Consider the following 23,557-nt stretch of genomic DNA (forward strand, 5'->3'; position numbering starts at 1 on the left):
GCGGCTTTCAGTCAGCCTTGCTTCGCCCGCAGGCGGATCACCACGTCGACATGGGCGATCTCCATGCCTTCAGGCGGCTCCGGCAGATTGCCGATCGTCAGGTTGCTGACGGGAATATCCAGCACCTCGTTCTCGCCTTCGACGAAGAAATGGTGATGGTCGGAAACATTAGTGTCGAAATAGGTCTTGGCGCTCTCGACGGCGAGAACGCGGATGAGGCCGGCTTCGGTGAACTGGTGCAGCGTATTGTAGACGGTCGCGAGCGACACCGGCACGCCGGCGGTGACCGCCTCCTCGTGCAGTTCCTCGACGGTCAGATGCCGGTCGCCCTTGGCAAACAGGAGGTCGCCGAGCGCGACACGCTGGCGGGTAGGGCGCAGACCCGCGCCGCGCAGCCGTACCTCTATTGCGATCGGGGATGCACCCGTCATCAAGACCAACTCCGGTTATTCCTGCATAAAGCAATCATGTTTCTTCAAGCGGTATAACTTTTGCATCGCGGCCTTTCAATAGTTCAATGGGGACAGGAGCCCGATAAAGGCGGCAAAAACGGGCTTCTGACGCAAATAGGTCTGGTCGCGGCCCTAGCCTTCCTGTATGCGACCACCAAATAAAGGCGAGAGCCTAGTCCGGAGCCATGAATGAAGCTGCCTTGCTCATGCTTCATTTTCTGAAGAACTTGGACTACACGTTCACATCCATCGGCTTCACGCGGGGGGAAAAAGAAACTTTATGACCACCAGACAGTCCAGCTTCTCGTACGAAGAACTCATCGCCTGCGCACATGGCGAGCTGTTCGGCCCCGGCAATGCGCAGCTTCCCCTGCCGCCCATGCTGATGGTTCACCGCATCACGGAAATTTCCGAAACGGGCGGAGCCTTCGACAAGGGTTATCTGCGCGCCGCATACGACGTACGCCCCGACGACTGGTATTTTCCCTGCCATTTCGAAGGCAACCCGATCATGCCGGGCTGCCTCGGCCTCGACGGCATGTGGCAGCTGACCGGCTTCTTCCTGGGCTGGCTCGGCGAGGAAGGCCGCGGCATGGCGCTGTCAACTGGCGAAGTGAAATTCAAGGGCATGGTGCGTCCGCACACGAAGCTGCTCGAATACGGCATCGACTTCAAGCGCGTGATGCGCGGCCGGCTGGTGCTCGGCACCGCCGACGGCTGGCTGAAGGCGGACGGCGAAACCATTTATCAGGCGACCGACCTTCGCGTCGGTCTGTCGAAGGAAAAGACGGCCTGAACCGCATTTCCAGCGGCTGACGAAAACAACAAAGGTTTGATCAGATGAGACGGGTAGTTGTTACGGGTCTGGGTATCGTGTCCTCGATCGGAAACGACGCGGCCGAGGTCACCGAATCCTTGCGGCAGGCAAAGTCGGGTATTTCCTTCTCCAGCGATTTCGCGGAACACGGCTTCAAGTGCCAGGTTTGGGGCAGCCCCAAGCTCGGCGCCGCCGAGCTGGCTGAACTGGTGGACCGCCGCGCCATGCGCTTCCTTTCGCAAGGCGGCGCCTGGAACCATGTGGCCATGAAGCAGGCCCTTGCCGATTCCGGCCTGGAAGAAAAGGACTACGCGCAGAACGAGCGTGTCGGCATCATCATGGGTTCCGGCGGTCCGTCCACCCGCACGCTCATCGAGGCCGCCGATATCACCACGAAGAACAACAGCCCGAAGCGCATCGGTCCCTTTGCCGTGCCGAAGGCTATGTCCTCCACCGCATCCGCGACGCTCGCCACCTGGTTCAAGCTCCATGGCGTCAACTATTCGATCTCGTCGGCCTGCTCGACTTCGGCGCACTGCATCGGCAACGCGGCCGAGATGATCCAGTGGGGCAAGCAGGACATGGTGTTCGCCGGCGGCCACGAGGATCTCGACTGGACCATGTCCAATCTCTTCGACGCCATGGGCGCCATGTCGTCCAAATACAACGACACGCCCGACACCGCCTCGCGCGCCTATGACGCCAACCGCGACGGTTTCGTCATCGCCGGCGGCGCCGGTGTGCTGGTGCTCGAGGAGTTGGAGCACGCCAAGGCTCGCGGCGCCAAGATCTATGCCGAAATCGTCGGCTACGGCGCAACCTCGGATGGCTACGACATGGTCGCCCCCTCGGGCGAGGGCGCTGTCCGCTGCATGCGCCAGGCGCTTGCGACAGTCAAAGGCGACGTCGACTATATCAACACCCACGGCACGTCGACGCCGGTCGGCGACAGCAAGGAAATCGGCGCCATCCGCGAGGTCTTCGGATCCAAGATCCCGCATATCCAGTCGACCAAGTCGCTGACGGGCCATTCGCTCGGCGCCGCCGGCGTGCAGGAATCGATCTATTCCCTGCTGATGATGCAGCAAGGCTTCATCGGCGAAAGCGCCCATATCACCGAACTCGATCCCGAATTCGAAGGCGTGCCGATTGTGCGCAAGCGTATCGACGATGCGAAGATCGATATCGCTCTTTCGAATTCCTTCGGCTTCGGCGGGACGAACGCCACGCTCGTCTTCCAGCGCTATAACGGATAATAATATGACTGGAATCATGCAGGGTAAGCGCGGCCTCATCATGGGCGTCGCAAACAACCATTCGATTGCCTGGGGGATTTCAAAAGCGCTCGCCGCACAGGGTGCGGAACTTGCTTTTACCTATCAGGGCGATGCGCTCGGCAAGCGTGTCAGGCCGCTTGCTTCCGAGGTCAATTCGGATTTCGTGCTGCCTTGCGATGTCGAGGATATCGCTTCCGTCGATGCCGTGGTCGACGCGCTCGGCGAGCGCTGGGGCAAGCTCGATTTCATCGTCCATGCCATCGGCTTCTCCGACAAGAACGAGCTGAAGGGCCTCTACGCCGATACGACGCGCGAGAATTTCAGCCGCACCATGGTCATTTCCTGTTTCTCCTTCACGGAGATCGCCAGGCGCTGCGCTCCGCTGATGGAAGACGGCGGCGCGATGCTGACGCTGACCTATAACGGCTCGACGCGCGTCATCCCGAACTACAACGTCATGGGAGTCGCCAAGGCAGCGCTCGAAGCTTCTGTGCGCTATCTCGCTGCCGATTACGGCCCGCGCGGCATCCGCGTCAACGGCATTTCCGCCGGCCCGATCCGCACGCTCGCCGGCGCCGGCATTTCGGATGCCCGCGCGATCCTCTCCTGGAACCAGCGCAATGCGCCGCTGCGCAAGACCGTGACGATCGACCAGGTCGGTAACTCGGCGCTCTACTTGCTCTCCGACCTCTCCGCCGGCGTGACCGGCGAGATTCACTTCGTCGATGCTGGCTTCAACATCACCTCCATGCCGACGCTGGACACGCTGCGCAAGGCGGACGTCGAATAAGCGCATCCCGATCGATAACAAAAAGGCCGTGCGCAGACGATGCGCACGGCCTTTTTGTTTCAACGATCTGCAACCGGCGCCAAGCCGGTTGAGTGTGTCTTATTTCTTCGCCCATAGCACCTTGAAGCGGGCGTTGCGGCAGGTTTCTCCGCTTTCCCTGAAATTTGCGGCCAGAACCGGTTCATAAGGCAGGCCGCGATTGGCGACGAGCATCAGGCGGCCGCCGCCGCGAAGGGCGGATGCGGCGGCCTTGATCATCGCCTGGCCGAGTGACGGCTCGGCCGCGTGGCCCTCATGGAAGGGCGGGTTCGTGATGACGAGATCGTATTTGTCCTTGACCGGCTCGCCCGCCAGATCGTGCCAGAAGAAGCGCACCGGCGCGTTCGGGCAGTTTTCCGCCAGATTGTCCTTGGCGGCTTCCAGGCTCGCGTGGTTGGCCTCGTACAGGTCGAGGCGCGCGAGTCCGCGTGATCTCTCCGCCATCTCGACGGAGAGATAGCCCCATCCCGCGCCGAAATCCGCGACGTCGCCGGTGAAGTCCTGCGGCAGGCGCGAGGCAAGCAGTTCCGATCCGGCGTCGATCCGGTCGTGCGAGAACATGCCGGCGCTCGCATGGAAGCGGCCGTCGACCCGCACCGGCGCCTTCGCCAGCTTGGAGACGACCTCTCCGGTCTCTGCCGGCCGGCCGAACCAGAAGGCGACGCCGTGGTACTTCGGCATATGGTCGATGGCGAGGCCGAAGCCTTCCATGCGCTTGCGCAGCGGCTGGATGCCGTCTTCCTTGGCGCCGGCAACGACGATCAGGCCGCCGGCCCGCGTGCGGGTGATCGCGGCGGCGAGGTTGGCCTCGTTCTCGCCCTTGTGTTTCGTGCAGAGCACCAGAGCGGCGTCATAATCCTCGCCGTCGATCTCAGGCATCGCTTCGATCCGCTGCGCCAGCAGCTGCCGATAGAGCGGACGGAAGCCCTGGACGGCGCTGAGCGAGGCTGCAAAGCCTTCGGGCAGCTGAAAGCCTGCCTCGGCGCCGAGGAAGAGCACGCGCTCGCCCTCGCCAGGCGCCTGGACTGTGCCGCTGGCAAAGGGATGGAACAGGGTCTTCAGCGTCTCGCGGCTCATGGATCTCGTCTCGACTTCGGATGCAAAAAGGGCGCGGAAGATTCCCGCGCCCGGAACTAAGTCTGCACATAAACTTTGCGAAAATCGAATTCGATTTTCGAGCCTATGCGCGGGAAGGGCGGCTTATTCGGCCGCTTCTTCCTTCTTCTTCTCGTTCGGGATCTCCTGGCCGGTGGCCTGGTCGACGACCTTCATCGACAGGCGAACCTTGCCGCGCTCGTCGAAGCCAAGCAGCTTGACCCAGACCTTGTCGCCTTCCTTGACGACGTCCTGCGTCTTGGCAACACGCTCGGAAGCGAGCTGCGAGATATGGACGAGGCCGTCGCGGGCGCCGAAGAAGTTGACGAAGGCGCCGAAGTCGGCGGTCTTGACAACCGTGCCTTCGTAGATCTGGCCGATTTCAGGCTCGGCGACGATCGAGTGGATCCACTTGCGGGCCGCTTCGATCTCCTTGCCGGACGAGGAGGCGATCTTGACGGTGCCGTCGTCCTCGATGTTGATCTTGGCGCCCGTCTTCTCGACGATTTCGCGGATGATCTTGCCGCCGGAGCCGATGACTTCGCGGATCTTGTCGACCGGAATGTTCATCACTTCGATGCGCGGAGCGAATTCGCCGAGCTCGCCGCGGCTTTCGGTAATCGCCTTGGACATTTCACCGAGAATGTGGGTGCGGCCGCCCTGGGCCTGGCTGAGCGCGACCTTCATGATCTCTTCGGTGATGCCGGCGATCTTGATGTCCATCTGCAGCGAGGTGATGCCGTCGGCCGTACCTGCAACCTTGAAGTCCATGTCGCCGAGGTGATCTTCGTCACCGAGAATGTCGGAGAGAACGGCGAAGCGATCGCCTTCGAGGATCAGACCCATGGCGATACCGGCAACCGGCTTGGCAAGCGGTACGCCTGCGTCCATCAGAGCGAGCGAGGTGCCGCAGACGGTTGCCATCGAGGACGAGCCGTTCGACTCGGTGATCTCGGAGACGACGCGCAGTGTGTAGGGGAACTGCTCAGCGGACGGCAGCATCGGACGGATGGCGCGCCAAGCGAGCTTGCCGTGGCCGATTTCACGACGGCCCGGGGAGCCCATACGGCCGGTTTCGCCAACCGAGTAGGGCGGGAAGTTGTAGTGGAGCAGGAAGCGTTCCTTGTACATGCCCGTCAGGCTGTCGACATATTGTTCGTCTTCGCCGGTGCCGAGCGTGGCAACGACGATCGCCTGGGTTTCGCCGCGGGTGAACAGCGCCGAACCATGGGTGCGCGGCAGAAGCCCGACTTCCGAAACGATCGGACGAACGGTTTCGAGGTCGCGGCCGTCGATGCGGCTCTTGGTGTCGAGAATGTTCCAGCGGACGATCTTGGCCTGCAGGTGCTTGAAGATCGCGCCGACTTCCTCGGCCGTGTACCGGGCTTCGCCTTCCTCGGGGAGGAAGTGGGCCTTCACCTTCGCCTTGACGGCATCGACGGCGGCGTAGCGGTCTGCCTTCTGGGTGATCTTGTAGGCTTCGCGAAGTTCACCCTCGGCAAGGCCGAGCATCTCGGCTTCGAGCGCGGAATAGTCTTCCGGCTGGAAGTCGCGCGGCTCCTTGGCGGCGACCTCGGCGAGCTTGATGATCGCGTCGAGAACCGGCTGGAAACCCCTATGGCCGAACATGACGGCGCCGAGCATGACGTCTTCGGGCAGTTCCTTGGCTTCGGACTCGACCATCAGCACGGCGTCGTAGGTGCCGGCGACGACGAGGTCGAGGCTCGACTCGTCCATCTCGTCGAGATGCGGGTTGAGAACATATTCGCCGTTGATGTAGCCGACGCGCGCGCCGCCGACCGGGCCCATGAAGGGAACGCCGGACAGCGTCAGGGCTGCCGAAGTGGCGACCATCGACAGGATGTCGGGGTTGTTTTCAAGGTCGTGCTGGATAACGGTGACGACGACCTGCGTGTCGTTCTTGTAGCCTTCGGGGAAGAGCGGGCGGATCGGGCGGTCAATCAGGCGTGAAACGAGGGTTTCGTTTTCGCTCGGGCGTCCCTCACGCTTGAAATAGCCGCCGGGGATCTTGCCGGCTGCATAGGTCTTTTCCTGGTAGTTGACGGTGAGCGGGAAGAAGTCCTGGCCGGGCTTCGGCGCCTTGGCCGAAACGACGGTGGCAAGAACGACGGTCTCACCGTAGGTGGCGAGAACTGCGCCGTCGGCCTGACGGGCGATCTTGCCGGTTTCGAGCTTCAGCGGGCGGCCGGCCCACTCGATTTCCACTGAATGTGTATCGAACATGTCTTGTCCTTCAATGCGGGAGCACGCGCCGCCACCGATAGCAAGGCGCAGCGCACAGTCGACCGCAATCAATGCGACGTATCACGGGCAAGACAACGGGAGGCTTTTCATTTCAGATTTCGGAAACCTCGGTTCCCGGGAAATCTCAGCTTCTCAGAAAACGCGAGCTTTCGGAGAAACTGGGCCAAAGCCGCTAAGAACTTTGGCCGAAAGCATCCGGCAATCCTGCCCCATGACAGGTCAGCGGTTGGTTTGGCAGAACCGGCCCATCCGGGTCTGTCGGTCGTTCCACCGCTTGAGATAGGGCGCGGCTGGAACATTTCATCGGGAGCATCGTCCCGAAACAAAAGCCGGCGGACGCTCGGAAGCGCCCGCCGGACAATCTTAGCGGCGGATACCCAGGCTGGTGATCAGCTTGGAGTAGCGGCCTTCATCCTTCTTCTTGAGATAGTCAAGAAGCGAGCGGCGGCTCGAAACCATCGTCAGCAGGCCACGGCGGGAATGGTTATCCTTCTTGTGGTCCTTGAAGTGTTCGGTCAGGTTGTTGATGCGTTCGGTCAGGATCGCGACCTGAACTTCCGGCGAACCGGTGTCGCCTTCGGCGGTTGCGTATTCCTTGATCAGCGCAGCCTTGCGCTCAGCAGTGATCGACATCGGATGATCCTTTCTATGAGAGGAGATGAAGTCGCCAAAAGCCGGGATGCCGTCCAGCTTTGGCCGTGAATGCGAGCAGGCGTACCTGACGCTGGCGCTGCCTATAAACCAAATATCCGACGATGGAAAGGGGGATACCCGCAGCGGCCTTCAACGACCGGCCATGGCATCCCGGATCATCGCATCGTAGCCCTCGGGATCCTGCAGCATGGCGAAATGGCTGGCGTCTTTCAGGATGACCAGCTTCGCGCCCGGAATGTCTTTTGCCATCATCTCTGTATGGTCGAGCTTGACGGCCTCATCATGGTCGCCGATGGCAAGCGTGACCGGCACCGTGATCTTCCCAAGTTCCGCTGCCGTCCAGTTGGGCTGCGTCGCCCACATCTGCGAAATCTGGTTGACGAAGGCCTCGTATTCGTTGGGTGTCGGCGACTGCTTCCGATATTGCTCGCCGGCGACGGTGATGTAGTCGTTGAAAGTCTTGTTGTTCATGACGTCGGGCTTGACGCCATCTGTCGTCACATTGGCCGCCTGGGCAATGACCCGCGTCAGCTTTTCCGGGTTTTTCATCGCCATGTCGATGCCGATGATGCCGCCGTCCGACCATCCCACAAGCGTCACCTTGTCGATCTTCAGATAGTCGAGAAGGGCCACATAATCCGAGGTCATGAGATCATAGCCGAAAGGCTGCTGGCTGCGCGTCGAGCGGCCGTGACCGCGGCTGTCGGCGACGATGACGAGATGGTCTTTTGCGAACTCGGCGATCTGGTTGCCCCAGACATCGGTATTTCCAAGGCCGCCATGGATGAAGAGGATCGGTTCGCCCTCGCCATATTCGGCGTAATACATCTTGATGTCGTTCACATCGGCCATGCCGCTCGTTTTCGCCGCCGGCATCGCGGGAAAGGCCGGAAGCTCGGCCCAGCGCTCGGCGGAGCGAGCGCCGGCAACGGTCAGGAACAGCGAAAAGAACGTCAGCATTCCAACTGCGATTGCACGCATAATTTTCCCCTCGGGCCGTTATGGCCCGAAAGGAAGATATCGCATCGCCATCGCATGACAATCGTCAGCTGTGCAGACTCAGGCGAAAACCCGCTTTGGGCGAAACTCGCCCTGGCCGATTTCGCCGATCGCGATCAGCCGGCCGCGGGCCGTCGCATAGGCTTCGCTTTCGGCAATCGGCGCATCGCGGCCGCGCACGAGGATCGGATTGCCCATCTTCAGCCGATGGGCCTGGTCGTCGTTGATGACGAGATGGGGGAGCGCCGAAAGCGCCTCGCATGTATCGATCAGCAGTGCGTCGAGGGCGGCGAGCCGCTCGTCCATGTCCTCGATCGCTTCCAGCGCTACGAGGTCTGCGAGGGGCACCATGGCCCTTTCCGCGAAGGGGGCGACGAAGGTGCGCCTGAGCCCTGATACATGGCCGTAGCAGCCGAGCTCCCGGCCGAAATCGCGGGCGAGCGCGCGCACATAGGTGCCCTTGCCGCATTCCACTTCGAAATGCGCCGTATTGGCATCGGGACAGGCAAGCAGCGTCAGGCGGAAGATTTCGACCTCGCGCGAGGGAATTTCGACGGCTTCGCCCTCGCGCGCCAGGTCATACGCGCGTTCGCCCGCTATCTTGATGGCGGAAAACTGCGGCGGCACCTGGCTGATCGTGCCGATATAGCTGGGCAAGATATCGCGGATCTGCTGTTCGCTGGGGCGCTTGTCCGAGCTTTGCGTGACCTCGCCTTCGAGATCGTCCGTCGCGCGCTCCTCGCCCCAGCTCACCGTGAATTCATAGATCTTCCGGCCGTCCATCACGTAAGGGACGGTCTTCGTCGCATCGCCGAGCGCGATCGGCAGCATGCCGGAGGCGAGCGGGTCGAGAGTACCGGCATGGCCGGCCTTCTGGGCCTTGTAGAGCCACTTGATCTTGGAAACGGCTTCCGTCGAGCCGAAATCCACCGGCTTGTCGAGGATCAGCCAGCCGGAAATCGGCCGGCCCTTGGGTTTGCGTGGTTTGGACATGCGTCTCTTCTATTATTTTTCGTCGTTATCGCCGTCGAGGTCACGGCTCACCTCGGGCGAACGCAAGAGCTCGTCGATCTTCTTGTAATTGTCGAAGCTGGTATCGTCCCGGAAGCGCACCTCCGGCATGTATTTCATCTGCCGAAGCTGCGGCCCGAGCCGGCCGCGGATGAACTTGGCGTGGCGGTTCAATGCCTCGATGACGATGCTGTGGTCGGAAACGCCGAGCGGCGTCACATAGGCCGTGGCGATCTTCAGGTCGGGCGACATGCGCACTTCCGAAATCGAAATCACGGTCGCCTCGATGACGTCGTCGCGCACTTCGCCGCGCTGCAGCACCTGGGTGATCGCGGCGCGGACCTGTTCGCCAACGCGCAGCATGCGCTGCGAAGGCGCGGAAGAAGTTGGTCTGGTCATTGTTATCTCTATTTGCCGATGCGGCTGGGAATCGAACCCGTCAAAGGAGAGCGTCCATGACTCTTTTGGTTGAAAAGGTCAAGGCGGCCGACGCCAAAAGTCACGCGAGCAATCCTATTGGCTGCGGGCTTCGGCAAGTGCGCTGCGACATAACTCCGCAAAAGACGCAGCATCGGTTTCGCTCAAAAATGCGGATCGCGGAACAGCAACAAAGTACCCGACCACATGAGTTATAATAAAATGGCTCTTTGTTTCAATGAATTCCGAGACGGCGGCCCAATGCCACTCGCTTCTTACGTTTGGCAGTTCGTTGACGATTGTCTGTCTGCCTATCACTTGGGCGCGTGGGAGACTCATCTTGCTGCCGGGCGGCAACATGGAGCGGTTGTGGTATCGGTAGAAAAGTGGAAGCAGGAGATAGAGCGACAGCATCGTTGCAGAAAACAGCAAGAAGAAATAGTGCCCAAATAAAGCCTCGTCGATACCGGAGGGGCTAAGCTTGAAAATGATGCCGGCGATCAGAAGTGACGAAACTAGGAGCGTCGCAGAATAAAGTAAAATAAAGCAAAGCACAAAAATCTGCGTTGCAAACCTCCAGATTTTCGGCCGGTTCAATTGACGAAAGACATCCAGCGCCTGACGGGCAGCTATAGTGTCGCTCAGACTTGATTCGGATTCGAGATGCCAAAAGCCATCCACCAGTGTGGCGGATGGCTTTCTCATTAGTTTATTCTCGTATTGAGACATTCAACGATCAGAGCGTGCGCGTAATGTGTTCGACGCGGAAGCACTCGATGACGTCGCCGACGCGCATGTCCTCGTAGTTTTCGAAGGCCATGCCGCACTCCTGGCCCATCGGCACTTCGGAGACTTCGTCCTTGAAGCGCTTGAGGGTCTTGAGCTTGCCTTCGTGAACGACAACGTCGTTGCGGATGAGGCGCACGCCCGCTCCACGCTCGACCTTGCCTTCGACGACGCGGCAGCCTGCGACCTTGCCGACCTTGGTGATGTTGAACACCTCCAGAATCTCGGCATTGCCGATGAAGGTTTCGCGCCGTTCCGGCGACAGCAGGCCCGACATCGCTGCCTTCACATCATCCACGAGATCGTAGATGATGTTGTAGTAGCGGATCTCGATGCCCTGGCGTTCGGCGAATTGGCGTGCCTGCGCATTGGCGCGAACGTTGAAGCCGATAATGGCCGCGTTCGAAGCTTCGGCGAGCGAAATATCCGACTCTGTGATGCCGCCTGCGCCGGAATGGACGATGCGGGCGCGGACTTCGTCGGTGCCGAGCTTCTCCAGCGCGCCGGCAATCGCTTCGATCGAACCCTGCACGTCGCCCTTGATGACGAGCGGGAATTCCTTGATGCCGGTGCTCTGCATCTGCGTCATCATCTGTTCCAGCGAACCCCGCTGACCCGACAGTCGGGCAGCCGCCTTGTCGCGGGCAAGACGCTGGCGGTATTCGGAGATTTCGCGGGCGCGGCTTTCGCTTTCGACGACGGCGAACTTGTCGCCCGCCTGCGGCGTGCCGGAAAGACCAAGCACCTCGACCGGAGTCGCGGGACCCGCTTCCTTCACGTGATCGCCCTTGTCGGTGACGAGAGCGCGCACGCGGCCCCAGACGTCGCCGGCGACGATGATCTGGCCGGGGCGCAGCGTGCCCTTCTGGACGAGCACGGTGGCGACCGAGCCGCGCCCGCGGTCGAGCTGGGCTTCGATAACGGTGCCTTCCGCCGTCCGGTTCGGGTTGGCCTTGAGGTCGAGGATTTCGGCCTGCAGCAGGATCGCCTCGAGCAGCTTGTCGAGGTTCTTGCCTGTCTTGGCCGAGACTTCGACGTCGAGCACTTCACCGCCCATGGATTCCACGAAGACTTCATGCTGCAGCAGCTGGTTGCGCACCTTCTGCGGATCAGCCTCGTGCTTGTCGATCTTGTTGATCGCCACGATGATCGGAACATCGGCCGCTTTGGCATGGTTGATGGATTCGATTGTCTGCGGCATCACGCTGTCGTCAGCCGCGACCACGAGGATCGCGATATCGGTCGCCTGCGCACCGCGGGCACGCATCGCCGTAAAGGCAGCGTGGCCGGGAGTGTCGATGAAGGTGATCTTCTGGCCGTTCTGTTCCACCTGATAGGCGCCGATATGCTGCGTGATGCCGCCGGCTTCGCCGGAGACCACGTTGGCATGGCGGATGGCGTCGAGCAGCGAGGTCTTGCCGTGGTCGACGTGGCCCATGATGGTGACGACGGGCGGGCGGGAAACCAGTTCGCCCTCTTCGTCGGACAGGTTGAAGATGCCGAGCTCGACGTCGGATTCCGAGACGCGCTTGACGGTATGGCCGAATTCGCCGGCGATGAGTTCGGCGAGGTCGGCGTCGATGACGTCGCCCGGCTTCATCATCTGACCTTCCTTCATCAGGAACTTGATGACGTCGACGGCGCGTTCGGACATGCGCTGCGACAGTTCCTGAATGGTGATGGTTTCAGGCAGAACGACTTCGCGGGAGATCTTCTCGCGGGTTTCCTGCATCTGGCTGCGGCGGAACTTCTCCTGCCGGCGGCGCATCGCCGAAAGCGAACGGCTGCGGCCGGCGTCTTCGCCGTCCACGTCAGCGGTGGTGATCGTCAGCTTGCCGCGACGACGCTCTTCGTCCGTTTTCGGACGCGTCGTAACCGGCTTTGCGGGTTCCGGACGGACGACACGGCCACGAGCCGGACCGCCGCGTGCGCCGCCGCGATCATCGTCGCCGTCTTCATTGCGACGGCCGCGGACGCCTGCCGGCGCCGCAGCGCCGGGGGCCGGACGGGCGGCAGCAGGTGCTGCGCCGTCGGGCCGGCGGGCAGCTGGGGCCGATGATGCCGGCCGCGGCGTGCTCGCAGGGGCTTCAGCCGCAACCGGAGCCGGTGCCGCCGGTTCGGCGACGGCAGGAGCCTCAGCCTGTCGGGCAGCCTCTTCGGCCGCCCTGCGGGCGGCTTCCTCGGCCTCGGCCGCCTTGCGGATGGCCTCTTCAGCGGCGCGGCGCTTTTCTTCCTCGGCGCGGCGGATCGCATCCTGGGCGTCACGCGCCTGGGATTCGGCGAGCGCACGGCGACGGGCGTCCATCTCTTCCGGCGACAGGTGGTTCAGCACGACAGGGCGCGGACGGTCGTTCGAGCGCGGCTGCTGATAGGACTGCTGCGGACGCTGGTTGGTCTGGCTGCCGCCCGGCTGGTGAACGCGCGGCGCCGGCGTCGGCTGCTGCGGACGTGCCTGTGCCGGCGCGGGTGCCGGTTCGGCGGCGCGGACCGGGGCCACGGGGGCGGCGGGCGTGATCGGCTTTTCGTCTTCCGGGCGCATCGGACGCCGCTTGCGGGTCTCGACGACGACCGCCTTGGTGCGACCGCGACCCATATCCTGGCGAACGGTGCCCTGGCTCATCCCCGATGGTTTCAGGGTAAGCGTCTTCTTGCCCGTTACGCTGAGTGTCTTGTCGTCATTGCTATCGGTCATTCGTTCCCGTTCCTTCGGACAGGGAGCGATGACTAGATCAGACCCTGTCGTTCAAATACTGTCGATCAATGAGAATAGGACCGGCCGATGCCGGTGACCTTCTCATTGCTTTTGCCGGCCAGCGCCGCCCGCTGCCCGGGACTGACCGCCAATACGGTACTGTTCGAGCATCTTTGCGCGCTTCACTACACCCTCACCCGCCTGCCCTGCAAGCACTGCGGCATGGATAAAAGCATTCTGGCCCATCAGGCCTTCCATTTCGCTCTCCGAGAAGAGACGGAAGGAAGGTATCTCCTCCTCGGTCTCCATTCCGAGGTGCCAGGCCTTGCGGGCCTGGTCGATCTTCCGGACGCCGTCGTCCGCTGCATCAGTCGCATGGAACACCGCAAGCGCTGCTCCGCTTCTCACCGCGGCATCCACTTTCGAGGAGCCGCTGACGAACTGGCCGGCTTTGCGCGCCATGTTCATCATCTGCATCAATTGCGCCGCCAGCAGCCGGTCGACGCTCGCGCCGAGATCGTCTGCTGCCTTCGCGTCGCTCTTCAGCGCGCGGGCGAAGAGCTTCTTCGCCACCGCTTTGTCGACCAGCGACCGGTCGGCTTTCACCCAGCATCCGCGTCCCGGAAGCTCGCGCTTCAGGTCGGCGACGACGGTTCCGTCGGGAGCCGCGACGAAGCGGATCAGCTCATCCGGCGATCCGCTTTCACGCGTCACGATGCACATGCGTCCGTTCACGTCATAACCTGCAAGATCGTCCTCCTCAGGGAGAGCGTCCGGCTCATGCGCGGTCATCATGCTTCCTGTTCGGCTTCGGTGACCTCTTCCTCGGTCCCCTTTGCCAGGTCCTCTTCGGTGATCCAGCCGGCTGCAAGGCGGGCCTGGACGATCATCTGTTCGGCTTCGACGCGCGAGACGTCGAACTTCGAGAACAGGCCCTCGAACTTCTTCGTTTCGCCGTTCTTGCGCTCCGTCCAGCCGACGAGATCATCGGCGGCGCAACCGGCGAAATCCTCGATCGTCTTGATGCCGTCTTCACCAAGCGCCACCATCATCTGGGCGGTCATGCCGTCGATCCCGCGCAGCTCGTCCTCAACGCCGAGCGCCTTACGCTTCTCGTCCATCTCGGCTTCGAGCTTCTCGAGATATTCACGGGCGCGGGTCTGGATTTCCTGAGCCGTATCCTCGTCAAAACCATCGATCGAGGAAATTTCGTCGAGATCGACATAAGCGAGTTCCTCGACGGCGGCAAAGCCTTCCGACGCCAGAACCTGACCGACCATTTCGTCGACGTCGAGCGAGTCCATGAACAGGTTGGTGCGCTCGTTGAATTCCTTCTGACGGCGCTCCGATTCCTCGGCCTCCGTCATGATATCGATGTCCCAGCCGGTCAGCTGCGAGGCGAGGCGGACGTTCTGGCCGCGGCGGCCGATCGCAAGCGACAGCTGCTCGTCCGGAACGACGACTTCGATGCGCTCTGCATCCTCGTCGAGAACGACCTTGGCGACTTCGGCCGGCTGCAGGGCGTTGACGACGAAGGTCGCCGGGTCCTGGCTCCAGGGAATGATGTCGATCTTCTCGCCCTGAAGCTCGCCGACGACGGCCTGGACGCGCGAACCGCGCATACCAACGCAGGCGCCGACCGGATCGATCGAACTATCGTTCGAGATCACGGCGATCTTGGCGCGCGAGCCCGGATCGCGGGCAACCGACTTCACCTGGATGATGCCGTCGTAAATTTCAGGCACTTCCATGGTGAAGAGCTTCACCATGAACTGCGGATGCGTTCGCGACAGGAAGATCTGCGGACCGCGCTGCTCACGGCGGACGTCGTAGACATAGGCGCGGACGCGATCGCCATAGCGCACGTTCTCGCGCGGGATCATTTCGTCGCGGCGGATGATGCCTTCGCCGCGGCCGAGGTCAACGATGACGTTGCCGTATTCGACGCGCTTGACGGTACCGTTGACGATTTCGCCGACGCGGTCCTTGAATTCGTCGAACTGGCGGTCGCGCTCGGCTTCACGCACCTTCTGCACGATCACCTGCTTGGCGGACTGTGCGGCGATGCGGCCGAAATCCATCGGCGGCAGCGGATCGGCGATGAAATCACCGAGTGCGGCGTCCGGGTTGCGGTCGCGGGCGAGTTCCAGCGGGATCTGCGTCGAATAATCCTCGGCCTTGTCGACGACTTCGAGCAGGCGCTGCAGCCGGATTTCGCCGGTCTTCGGATTGATGTCGGCCCGGATGTTGGATTCGGTGCCGTAACGCGAGCGTGCCGCCTTCTGAATGGCATCGGCCATTGCGGCAAGCACGATCTCGCGGTCGATGACCTTTTCGCGCGCCACTGCATCTGCGATCTGCAGAAGTTCGAGCCGGTTCGCACTGACTGCCATTGTCTTGTTTCTCCGTCTTTACTCCCGGGTTCCCGTCCCTGGAGCGGTCTGTTGATCGGTTATTCCTGCTCGTCCGCTTCGTTCTGGTTGGCGGCCTGCGCTTTCGCCAGCTTGTCGGCGCGCAGCGCATCGCGGATCAGATCGTCGGTCAGAATGAGTTTCGCATCGCTGAGCGCCGTGAAAGGAATGGTGACGTTCAGCTCTTCTCCGTAGGCAACCTGGTCACGCTCGAGCGTGAAACCATCTGCGTCAGCTTCGACGATCTTGCCGCGGAAGCGCTTGCGGTTGCCGATCATGATCGACGTCTCGCATTTCACCAAGTGACCTTGCCAGCGAACGAAATCGGATTTCCGCACCATCGGACGGTCGATGCCGGGCGAAGACACTTCGAGATGATACTCTTTATCGATCGGATCTTCCACATCGAGCACGGGAGAAATCGCCATCGAGACTTCTTCACAGTCCTCGACCGTCATCGTGCCGTCGTTGCGTTCGGCCATGACCTGCATCGTCATGCCGTTCTGGTTCAGCATGCGCACACGGATCAGCCGGAAGCCCATCCCGATGAGAACGGGTTCGATGATATCGGCAAGACGCTGGTCAAGCCCGGTTTCGGTAATCAGCCGCGGCTCAAATTCGTTGTCTGCGTTCGTCATGTCCGACAAGCGGTGCGCTCCTCGCAATTTCTGCTGTTCAGGCGATCGAGCTAATAAAAAAGAGCGGGTCCTTGCGGCCCACTCTTCATCAAGCGATCAAGAATTTGAGAGCCATATAGTCGGGTTTTTACGAAATTGCAAGGTCTGCGGCGGATTCCGCCAATTCGCCTCCGGCAAGGCGAACGCGCTATGGCCAGCGCCGGTCATGCGCATATATTGCCGGGTCGGGGGCAACGACAAAAGCGGGAGAAATCGTGGCGTATACTTCGTCGACATTGGCGCCTTTGCGGCACGATACCTATCGCGCCATATGGTTTGCGAGCCTTTCCTCGAATTTCGGCGGCCTGATCCAGGCAGTGGGTGCTGCCTGGATGATGACGACGATCACCGCTTCGGAGGATATGGTCGCGCTGGTGCAGACCTCGACCGCACTGCCGATCATGCTGTTTTCCCTGATATCGGGCGCGCTCGCCGACAATTACGATCGCCGCCGCGTCATGCTGACGGCGCAGTGCATGATGCTCGTGGTCTCGGGCCTGCTGACGGCCTTCGCGCTTCTCGGCTGGATCACGCCCTGGCTGCTGCTCTTCTTCACCTTCCTGATCGGTTGCGGCACGGCGCTCAACAATCCCTCCTGGCAGGCCTCGGTCGGCGATATGGTGCCGCGCGCCGATCTTCCGGGCGCCGTCACCTTGAACAGCATGGGATTCAACATCACCCGCAGCGTCGGCCCGGCGATCGGCGGCGCCATCGTTGCGGCAGCCGGCGCCGCTGCGGCCTTTGCGGTGAACACGCTGAGTTATCTGCCATTGATTTACGCGCTGTCGCGCTGGCGGCCGAGCACACCGGTCTCGACCCTGCCGCGGGAGGCGCTCGGCAGCGCCATCTTCGCCGGCCTGCGTTACGTCTCCATGTCGCCCAATCTCGAAAAAGTTCTGGTCCGCGGTCTCATCTTCGGCATCGGCGCGAGTTCTATCCTGGCGCTGCTGCCGATCGTCGCTCTCGATCTCGTCGCCGGCGGCCCGCTGACCTATGGCTTCATGCTCGGCGCCTTCGGCATCGGCGCGATCGGCGGCGCGGTGCTGAATGCGAGGCTTCGCCAGATGCTGTCGAGCGAGATCATCATCCGGCTGGCCTTTGCCGGTTTTGCGTTGAGCGCCGTCATCGCCGCCTTCAGTCCGAGCGCCGTCCTGACCTCCGCCGGCCTGCTCATATCCGGCGCCTGCTGGGTCTCCGCGCTGTCGCTCTTCAACACCATCGTCCAGCTTTCGACGCCGCGCTGGGTCGTCGGCCGCGCGCTGTCGCTCTACCAGACCGTCACCTTCGGCGGCATCGCCGGTGGCAGCTGGCTCTGGGGTGTGGCCGCCGACCGCTACGGCGTTGCAAATGCGCTGTTGATGTCGTCGGTCGTCATGCTGCTCGGCATAACGATCGGGCTACGTTTTTCGATGCCGGCCTTCGCCTCGCTCAACCTCGATCCGCTGAACCGCTTCACCGCGCCGGCCTTGAGCCTCGACATCACGCCGCGCAGCGGCCCGATCGTCGTCCAGGTCGACTACGAGATCGCCGACGACGACCTTGCGGAATTCATGGCGTTGATGGTGGAGCGGCGGCGTATCCGCATCCGCGACGGCGCGCGGCACTGGGCGCTGATGCGCGATCTCGAAAATCCCGGGCTCTGGACCGAAAGCTACCATACGCCGACCTGGGTCGAATACATCAGACACAACCAGCGGCGTACGCAGGCCGATGCCGAAAACATCGACAGGCTGCGCGCCCTTCACCGCGGCGAAGGCCTGCCCCATGTTCATCGAATGATCGAACGTCAGGCCATTCCGCCCGGCGATGACGTCTTCCATAAGGCGCCGATCGATCTGCATCATTGAGAACAGCCATGTATAATTTCAGGCTCGCCCGCCAATCCGATCTTGCGGCCATCGTCCGGCTACTGGCCGATGACGATCTCGGCAGCGCCAGGGAGATCGTCTCGGACCCCATCGATGCGCGCTACCTCTCGGCTTTCGCCGCGATCGAGGCGGATGCCAACCAGATGCTCGCCGTGGCAAGCGATGCGGACGATCAGCTTGTCGGCTGTCTGCAGCTGAGCTTCATTCCCGGCCTGTCGAGGGCGGGCATGTGGCGCGGGCAGATCGAAAGCGTGCGCATCGCAAGGGAGCTTCGCGGCTCCGGCCTCGGCTCCGACTTCATCGAATGGGCGATCGCCCAATGCGCCGAGCGCGGCTGTGGCCTCGTGCAGCTGACATCGGACAAGACGCGGGCGGATTCGATCCGCTTCTACGAGAAGCTCGGCTTCGTCGCGAGCCATGAAGGGCTGAAGCGCAACCTCTGAAACGGCTACTTCAGCTTGCCCTTCATCGTGGCCTCGGGAAAGCAGGTCGGCTTCATGCCGTTCTTCGCCTGCCATTGGCCGATCGACCGCCGCGTCTTGTAGCCCGGCAGGCCGTCGGAACCGCCGACGTCATAGCCCTGCCGCTCCAGCGCCTTCTGCATGGCGGCGACATCCGAGCGCAGCATCTTGCCGACATCGCCCCATCGGCCATGGAAGGCGCCGGCATTCGAGCCGATCCGGTCGGCGAGATTGCCGATGTAAAGCGCATAGAGATCGGAGTTGTTGTATTCCTTGATGATGTAGAAATTCGGCGTGACGATGAATTCGGGCCCGTCGCGGCCGGCCGGAACCAGCATCATGCCCTCGGCCTTCATCTCGCTTGCGGGAAAGTCCTTGCCGGAGATGCGCGCGATGCCGAGCGAAGCCCAATGCGAAAGTGGCTTCGCGAGGTCTGGACCCTCCTGAGCGCAGGAAACCGCCTCAGGGATCGAAACCTCGAAGCCCCAGTCACGATCGCGCTGCCAGCCCTTCTTGACGAGGTAATTGGCGATCGAGGCAAGCGTATCCGGCACCGAGGTCCAGATATTGCGATGACCGTCGCCGTCGAAATCGACCGCATATTTGAGATAGCTCGTCGGCATGAATTGCGGCTGGCCGAGCGCGCCGGCCCATGAGCTCTTGAACTCGGCGGGCGTCACGTCGCCGCCGTCGAGAATATGCAGGGCCGCCACCAGCTCGGTGCGGAACATTTCCTTGCGGGTCGACATGAAGGCCTTGGTCGCCAGCACCTCGACCGCCGAGTTCGGGATCTTCGCCGCGCCGAAGCCGGTCTCCCGGCCCCAGATGGCAAGCACGATCGAGCCTGGCACGCCGTAAGTCTTCTCGATCCGCTTCAGCGTCGAACCATATTGCGCGGCAAAGCCGCGCCCCGTCGCGGCAAGCTTCTTCAGCCGGTCCTCGTTGAAATAGGGACCGGGCGATGAAAACTCCGCCTGCGTCTGTTTCTGCTCCTTGGGCGGCGGGAAGCCGGGCGGAGCGAGATCCGGCAGGTTCCAGTTCAGCGTGACGCCCGAAAAAGCCGCCTTGAAAGTCTTCTCGGAAATGCCGCCCGCCTTGGCTTCCGGCCAGAGGTCCTTCTGCACCCAGCTTTCGAATTGCGCTTCGACATCGGCTTTCGATGGGGCTGCGTGGGAGGGGAGGGGGAGGAGGGCCGCCGCTATGGCGAGTGCGAGTATTCGCGGCATATAAATTCCCCTCATATCACCGTCCTCGCCCGCAGCGCCGCCGCAAGTGTGCCCTCGTCGAGATAGTCGAGTTCGCCGCCGACAGGCACGCCGTGCGCGAGCCGCGTGATCTTCACTTCCAGCCCCTGCAACTGATCGGTGATGTAATGCGCCGTCGTCTGCCCCTCGACGGTAGCGTTGACGGCGATGATCAATTCCCGGATGCCGCCTTCGCCGATCCGGTCGACCAGCCCGCGAATGTTGAGATCGTCAGGCCCGATCCCGTCGAGCGGCGAGAGTGTGCCGCCGAGCACGTGATAGGCGGCGTTCATCGCGCCCGCCCGCTCCAGCGCCCAGAGGTCCGAAACGTCCTCGACAACGATGATGACGGATTGATCGCGCTGCGCGTCGGTGCAGACGGTGCAGGGATCGACGGTGTCGACATTGCCGCAGCGTGAGCAGATCTTCACCTTGTCATAGGCTTCGCCCATCGCATTCGACAGCGGGCCGAGAAGCTGGTCCTTCTTCTTGATCAGATGCAGCGCCGCCCGGCGGGCCGAGCGCGGCCCAAGGCCTGGCACCTTCGCCAGAAGCTGGATGAGTTTTTCGATTTCGGGGCCGGTGACTCGTTTTGCCATGCGCCGTTCTTAACTGATATGGAACGAAAACGGAATCGCGGAAGGATCGGCCGTCCCATGAAAATCCTGGCGCTGTGCAGAGGCAATCCGGAACGGCTGCCCGGCAAGAGCTACAAGACCGGCATCTTCAAGCATGGCGTCAATGGCGCCGTCATGATCGATGCCGAGGGGCTGGTCGGTGACGCGATCTGCAACCGCAAGCACCATGGCGGCGTCGATCAGGCTGTCTATATCGAGGGATCGCTGACGCTCGACTGGTGGGCGAGGGAGCTCGGCCGGCCTTATGAGCCCGGCACCTTCGGCGAAAACCTGGTGATCTCGGATCTCGACAATCGCGACGTTGCCGTCGGCGACCGCTTCGTATCAGGCGACCTCGTTCTCGAAGTCACGGCATGCCGCATGCCCTGCGCCACCTTCGCCGCCAGGATGGCCGATCCGAAATTCGTCAAACGCTACACGGTAGCCGCCCGCCCCGGCATTTATTGCCGGGTCATCCAGGGCGGCGTGGCCGAGGCCGGAATGCCGGTGCAGCACCAGTCATTTGCCGGCGAGAAAATCACCATGCCGGAGCTGATGGAAACTTTTGGGCGACGGCTTTCAGAGGCGGACCGGGTGCGATATCTCGCCGCCCCTATTCACTATAAGCTGCGGGCGATGCTGGAAGCGCAGCCTTAGCCTCAATTTCACCTGTGCACCGCGAACGCAATTGTCACAGCGTCGGCGCAGCAGCGGTGAAAATAAAAATCGAATTGCCTGCTATCAAAACGGCAGCTTGAAACCGGGCGGGATCGGCAGGCCGGCGGTCAGAGCCTTGGTCTTTTCGGCGGCGAGCGCCTCGGCCTTGTCCTTGGCGTCCTTGTGGGCGGCAACGATCAGGTCTTCGAGGATTTCGACATCGTCTTCCTTGAACAGCGACGGGTCGATCTTCAGGCTCTTGAGTTCGCCCTTGCCGGAGATGATGACGGTGACGAGGCCGCCGCCCGCCTTGCCTTCGGCCGTGAGCTCGGCGATCTCCGCCTGCATCTGCTCCATCTTGGCCTGCATTTCCTTGACTTTGCCCATCATGCCCATGATGTCGCGCATCGTCTCGCTCCTTCTTGAAACGCTAGAATTCTATGTCGTCGCCCGGCAGGATGTCGCCTTCCTCGGATTCGGCGGTGGCCGGCGGTGTCGCCTCGTCCGCCTCTTCCTCCGGCGTCGGTGCCCGCACGCGCACGTCGATGATTTTCGCGCCCGGGAATTGCGCCAGGATCGCCGCGACGTCGGGATCCTGTCGCGCGTCGATAACGTGCTGTTCCCGCGTCCTGGCCTCTGCTTCCACCATCGTCGGCCCGCCTTCTTCGCGGCTGGTGCTGACGATCCAGTGGATTCCAGTCCATTCCTTGAGCTTGACGGCGAGCTCGTTCAGCAGCGTGTTCGGCGCGCCTTCGGTGAGGTTCACATCAAGCCGGCCCGGCTCGATGCGGACAGGGCGCACGAAGTTGCGCACCAGCGCCTTCAATTTGACATCGCGCTTTTCGCCGGCGAGGTCGACGATGTCGCCAATGGAATTGATGCGCACGAGCGGCTTTGGAGCCTCTGCGGGCTTCACCTCGGTGCGGCCGATAGTCTGCGGTTCCGGATTGGGCACGGCGCGCAGCATCGCCGTCGGCCCTGAAGGCTGCGGCCGCGGTGTCGGCTCGGCTGCGCGCGCCGCCACACTGCTTTGATAGGGGACGCGCGTTCCGTTGCCGCCGCCATTGCCGGACGGCGGGGAGGAGGGACGCGAACCGGCATTGTCGCCGGAAAATTCGGCAAGCCGGCGCGCCGCATCCTCGGGCGCCGGCAGATGGGCCGCATGCGCAAGCCGGATCAGTACCATTTCGGCCGCCCCTGCCGTGCGTGACGAGCCTTCCGTTTCGGGAATGCCCTTCAGCAGCATCTGCCAGATGCGCGACAGCGTCGTGACCGCGACACCCTTGGCGAATTCCGTCGCCTTGGTGCGCTCGATTTCGCTGAGCGAGGGGTCGTTTGCGGCATCTGGCACATATTTCAGCCGGGTCACCAGATGGGTGAAATCGGCAAGATCGGTGAGCACGACGACAGGATTGGCGCCTGCCTCGTATTGGCTCTGGAATTCGCCGAGTGCGGCGGCCACGTCGCCTTTGACGACATGCTGGAAGAGATCGACGATCCGGGCGCGGTCGGCAAGACCGAGCATCCCCCGTACCGCTTCCGCCTGCACCACGCCCGCGCCGTGAGCAATCGCCTGGTCGAGCAGCGACAGGCCGTCGCGGGCCGAGCCTTCGGCCGCGCGCGCGATCATCGCCAGCGCGTCCGCTTCCGCCTCGATGCCTTCCTTGGCCGCGATCGTGGTGAACAATCCGACGAGATCCGACGCGCTGATGCGGCGCAGGTCGAAGCGCTGGCAGCGCGACAGCACGGTGATCGGCACCTTGCGGATTTCGGTGGTGGCGAAGATGAATTTCACATGTTCCGGTGGTTCTTCAAGCGTCTTCAGCAGGCCGTTGAAGGCCTGCGTCGAAAGCATGTGCACTTCGTCGATGATATAAACTTTATAGCGCGCCGAAACCGGCCGGTAGCGCACCTGCTCGATGATCTCTCTGATATCGTCGATACCGGTATGCGAGGCGGCATCCATCTCGATCACGTCGACATGGCGGCCTTCCATGATCGCCTGGCAATGTTCGCCGGGCACGCGCAGATCGATCGTCGGCTTGTCGATTTCGGCCGTCTTGTAGTTCAGCGCCCGCGCCAGGATGCGCGCCGTCGTCGTCTTGCCGACGCCGCGCACACCGGTGAGCATATAGGCCTGCGCGATGCGGCCGGTCTCGAAGGCGTTGGTGAGCGTACGGACCATCGGCTCCTGGCCGACCATCAGGTCCGTGAAATCCTTGGGGCGGTATTTTCGTGCCAGCACCCGGTATCCGGTGCCCGTCGAGGCGGCATCTTGTGATTGTCGCTCGGTCTCGCTCATCGCCCTGCTTGCGCCCGAAGCTCGGG

General features: G+C 62.3%; 22 protein-coding genes. 6 read left to right on the forward strand and 16 right to left on the reverse strand.

Features of this window, described 5'->3' with window-relative positions:
* Window positions 1–11: 11 nt before the first annotated feature.
* Complete coding sequence (gene irrA, locus ATY76_RS19570; RefSeq protein WP_088676942.1) at window positions 12–431, reverse strand: iron response transcriptional regulator IrrA; 420 nt, start codon at window positions 429–431, stop codon at window positions 12–14.
* A gap of 301 nt (window positions 432–732) precedes the next feature.
* Between irrA and fabA the strand changes: the two genes are divergently transcribed.
* The 3 genes from fabA to fabI are packed head-to-tail and all read left to right on the forward strand — an operon-like array spanning window position 733 to window position 3,336.
* The gene (fabA, locus tag ATY76_RS19575) at window positions 733–1,248 is read left to right on the forward strand and encodes a 3-hydroxyacyl-[acyl-carrier-protein] dehydratase FabA (RefSeq protein ID WP_088676395.1); all 516 of its coding nucleotides are present in this window, start codon (window positions 733–735) and stop codon (window positions 1,246–1,248) included.
* A gap of 44 nt (window positions 1,249–1,292) precedes the next feature.
* Window positions 1,293–2,525 carry a beta-ketoacyl-ACP synthase I gene (fabB, locus tag ATY76_RS19580; RefSeq protein ID WP_088676396.1) on the forward strand — a complete coding sequence of 411 codons (1,233 nt, stop codon included), beginning with the start codon at window positions 1,293–1,295 and terminating at the stop codon, window positions 2,523–2,525.
* Window positions 2,526–2,529: 4 nt separating this feature from the next.
* Window positions 2,530–3,336 carry an enoyl-ACP reductase FabI gene (gene fabI, locus ATY76_RS19585; RefSeq protein WP_088676397.1) on the forward strand — a complete coding sequence of 269 codons (807 nt, stop codon included), beginning with the start codon at window positions 2,530–2,532 and terminating at the stop codon, window positions 3,334–3,336.
* A 99-nt stretch (window positions 3,337–3,435) separates the two neighbouring features.
* On the opposite strand, the gene ATY76_RS19590 is transcribed toward fabI, so the two are convergent.
* From ATY76_RS19590 to rimP, 11 genes are all read right to left on the reverse strand, one after another.
* A complete protein-coding gene (locus tag ATY76_RS19590; RefSeq protein WP_088676398.1) occupies window positions 3,436–4,452 on the reverse strand; it encodes a class I SAM-dependent methyltransferase in 1,017 nt (338 codons plus the stop codon).
* A 123-nt stretch (window positions 4,453–4,575) separates the two neighbouring features.
* Window positions 4,576–6,714 carry a polyribonucleotide nucleotidyltransferase gene (gene pnp, locus ATY76_RS19595; RefSeq protein WP_088676399.1) on the reverse strand — a complete coding sequence of 713 codons (2,139 nt, stop codon included), beginning with the start codon at window positions 6,712–6,714 and terminating at the stop codon, window positions 4,576–4,578.
* A 384-nt stretch (window positions 6,715–7,098) separates the two neighbouring features.
* Window positions 7,099–7,368, reverse strand: coding sequence for a 30S ribosomal protein S15 (gene rpsO, locus ATY76_RS19600; protein WP_064693303.1), 270 nt, complete (start codon window positions 7,366–7,368; stop codon window positions 7,099–7,101).
* Between the two features lie 150 nt (window positions 7,369–7,518).
* Entirely contained in the window at window positions 7,519–8,370 is an 852-nt protein-coding gene (locus ATY76_RS19605; RefSeq protein WP_088676400.1) for an alpha/beta hydrolase, read from the reverse strand.
* A 78-nt stretch (window positions 8,371–8,448) separates the two neighbouring features.
* Window positions 8,449–9,381, reverse strand: a complete 933-nt coding sequence (gene truB, locus ATY76_RS19610; RefSeq protein ID WP_088676401.1) for a tRNA pseudouridine(55) synthase TruB — start codon at window positions 9,379–9,381, stop codon at window positions 8,449–8,451.
* Between the two features lie 12 nt (window positions 9,382–9,393).
* Window positions 9,394–9,798: a 30S ribosome-binding factor RbfA gene (rbfA, locus tag ATY76_RS19615; protein WP_088676402.1), complete on the reverse strand. Its 405-nt coding sequence runs from the start codon at window positions 9,796–9,798 to the stop codon at window positions 9,394–9,396.
* Window positions 9,799–9,912: 114 nt separating this feature from the next.
* Window positions 9,913–10,521 (reverse strand): YcxB family protein, encoded by a 609-nt coding sequence (locus ATY76_RS19620; RefSeq protein WP_088676403.1) that lies wholly within the window; start codon window positions 10,519–10,521, stop codon window positions 9,913–9,915.
* A gap of 31 nt (window positions 10,522–10,552) precedes the next feature.
* Entirely contained in the window at window positions 10,553–13,294 is a 2,742-nt protein-coding gene (infB, locus tag ATY76_RS19625; RefSeq protein ID WP_088676404.1) for a translation initiation factor IF-2, read from the reverse strand.
* Window positions 13,295–13,396: 102 nt separating this feature from the next.
* A complete protein-coding gene (locus ATY76_RS19630; protein WP_190233700.1) occupies window positions 13,397–14,089 on the reverse strand; it encodes an RNA-binding protein in 693 nt (230 codons plus the stop codon).
* Window positions 14,086–15,687, reverse strand: a complete 1,602-nt coding sequence (gene nusA / locus ATY76_RS19635) for a transcription termination factor NusA (protein WP_088676405.1) — start codon at window positions 15,685–15,687, stop codon at window positions 14,086–14,088. Before nusA ends, ATY76_RS19630 begins: the two co-directional genes overlap by 4 nt.
* Before the next feature lie 59 nt (window positions 15,688–15,746).
* Window positions 15,747–16,352 (reverse strand): ribosome maturation factor RimP, encoded by a 606-nt coding sequence (rimP, locus tag ATY76_RS19640; protein ID WP_088676406.1) that lies wholly within the window; start codon window positions 16,350–16,352, stop codon window positions 15,747–15,749.
* A gap of 245 nt (window positions 16,353–16,597) precedes the next feature.
* On the opposite strand from rimP, the gene ATY76_RS19645 reads away from it, so the two are divergent.
* Window positions 16,598–18,229, forward strand: a complete 1,632-nt coding sequence (locus ATY76_RS19645; RefSeq protein ID WP_088676407.1) for an MFS transporter — start codon at window positions 16,598–16,600, stop codon at window positions 18,227–18,229.
* A gap of 8 nt (window positions 18,230–18,237) precedes the next feature.
* Window positions 18,238–18,693, forward strand: coding sequence for a GNAT family N-acetyltransferase (locus ATY76_RS19650; RefSeq protein WP_088676408.1), 456 nt, complete (start codon window positions 18,238–18,240; stop codon window positions 18,691–18,693).
* Between the two features lie 5 nt (window positions 18,694–18,698).
* Here ATY76_RS19650 and ATY76_RS19655 read toward each other — a convergent pair whose 3' ends face one another.
* Entirely contained in the window at window positions 18,699–19,937 is a 1,239-nt protein-coding gene (locus ATY76_RS19655; RefSeq protein WP_088676944.1) for a lytic murein transglycosylase, read from the reverse strand.
* An 11-nt stretch (window positions 19,938–19,948) separates the two neighbouring features.
* Window positions 19,949–20,554, reverse strand: a complete 606-nt coding sequence (gene recR, locus ATY76_RS19660) for a recombination mediator RecR (protein WP_088676409.1) — start codon at window positions 20,552–20,554, stop codon at window positions 19,949–19,951.
* 57 nt (window positions 20,555–20,611) lie between these two features.
* Between recR and ATY76_RS19665 the strand changes: the two genes are divergently transcribed.
* Window positions 20,612–21,229, forward strand: a complete 618-nt coding sequence (locus ATY76_RS19665) for an MOSC domain-containing protein (protein ID WP_190233701.1) — start codon at window positions 20,612–20,614, stop codon at window positions 21,227–21,229.
* Window positions 21,230–21,313: 84 nt separating this feature from the next.
* Here the strand turns inward: ATY76_RS19665 and ATY76_RS19670 are convergent, their stop codons facing one another.
* Window positions 21,314–21,637 (reverse strand): YbaB/EbfC family nucleoid-associated protein, encoded by a 324-nt coding sequence (locus ATY76_RS19670; RefSeq protein ID WP_003571208.1) that lies wholly within the window; start codon window positions 21,635–21,637, stop codon window positions 21,314–21,316.
* A gap of 22 nt (window positions 21,638–21,659) precedes the next feature.
* On the reverse strand, window positions 21,660–23,531 hold the full coding sequence (locus ATY76_RS19675) for a DNA polymerase III subunit gamma/tau (RefSeq protein ID WP_088676411.1): 1,872 nt from the start codon (window positions 23,529–23,531) through the stop codon (window positions 21,660–21,662).
* Window positions 23,532–23,557: the final 26 nt, after the last annotated feature.

The sequence above is a fragment of the Rhizobium sp. R339 genome (genome assembly GCF_002211395.1).
GTDB lineage: Bacteria > Pseudomonadota > Alphaproteobacteria > Rhizobiales > Rhizobiaceae > Rhizobium.

Excerpts from the sequence above, each read along its gene's own strand:
- irrA (WP_088676942.1), bottom strand. The coding sequence starts at position 431 with ATGACGGGTGCATCCCCGATCGCAATAGAGGTACGGCTGCGCGGCGCG.
- fabA (WP_088676395.1), top strand. The coding sequence starts at position 733 with ATGACCACCAGACAGTCCAGCTTCTCGTACGAAGAACTCATCGCCTGC.
- fabB (WP_088676396.1), top strand. The coding sequence starts at position 1,293 with ATGAGACGGGTAGTTGTTACGGGTCTGGGTATCGTGTCCTCGATCGGA.
- fabI (WP_088676397.1), top strand. The coding sequence starts at position 2,530 with ATGACTGGAATCATGCAGGGTAAGCGCGGCCTCATCATGGGCGTCGCA.
- ATY76_RS19590 (WP_088676398.1), bottom strand. The coding sequence starts at position 4,452 with ATGAGCCGCGAGACGCTGAAGACCCTGTTCCATCCCTTTGCCAGCGGC.
- pnp (WP_088676399.1), bottom strand. The coding sequence starts at position 6,714 with ATGTTCGATACACATTCAGTGGAAATCGAGTGGGCCGGCCGCCCGCTG.
- rpsO (WP_064693303.1), bottom strand. The coding sequence starts at position 7,368 with ATGTCGATCACTGCTGAGCGCAAGGCTGCGCTGATCAAGGAATACGCA.
- ATY76_RS19605 (WP_088676400.1), bottom strand. The coding sequence starts at position 8,370 with ATGCGTGCAATCGCAGTTGGAATGCTGACGTTCTTTTCGCTGTTCCTG.
- truB (WP_088676401.1), bottom strand. The coding sequence starts at position 9,381 with ATGTCCAAACCACGCAAACCCAAGGGCCGGCCGATTTCCGGCTGGCTG.
- rbfA (WP_088676402.1), bottom strand. The coding sequence starts at position 9,798 with ATGACCAGACCAACTTCTTCCGCGCCTTCGCAGCGCATGCTGCGCGTT.
- ATY76_RS19620 (WP_088676403.1), bottom strand. The coding sequence starts at position 10,521 with ATGAGAAAGCCATCCGCCACACTGGTGGATGGCTTTTGGCATCTCGAA.
- infB (WP_088676404.1), bottom strand. The coding sequence starts at position 13,294 with ATGACCGATAGCAATGACGACAAGACACTCAGCGTAACGGGCAAGAAG.
- ATY76_RS19630 (WP_190233700.1), bottom strand. The coding sequence starts at position 14,089 with ATGATGACCGCGCATGAGCCGGACGCTCTCCCTGAGGAGGACGATCTT.
- nusA (WP_088676405.1), bottom strand. The coding sequence starts at position 15,687 with ATGGCAGTCAGTGCGAACCGGCTCGAACTTCTGCAGATCGCAGATGCA.
- ATY76_RS19650 (WP_088676408.1), top strand. The coding sequence starts at position 18,238 with ATGTATAATTTCAGGCTCGCCCGCCAATCCGATCTTGCGGCCATCGTC.
- ATY76_RS19655 (WP_088676944.1), bottom strand. The coding sequence starts at position 19,937 with ATGCCGCGAATACTCGCACTCGCCATAGCGGCGGCCCTCCTCCCCCTC.
- recR (WP_088676409.1), bottom strand. The coding sequence starts at position 20,554 with ATGGCAAAACGAGTCACCGGCCCCGAAATCGAAAAACTCATCCAGCTT.
- ATY76_RS19665 (WP_190233701.1), top strand. The coding sequence starts at position 20,612 with ATGAAAATCCTGGCGCTGTGCAGAGGCAATCCGGAACGGCTGCCCGGC.
- ATY76_RS19670 (WP_003571208.1), bottom strand. The coding sequence starts at position 21,637 with ATGCGCGACATCATGGGCATGATGGGCAAAGTCAAGGAAATGCAGGCC.
- ATY76_RS19675 (WP_088676411.1), bottom strand. The coding sequence starts at position 23,531 with ATGAGCGAGACCGAGCGACAATCACAAGATGCCGCCTCGACGGGCACC.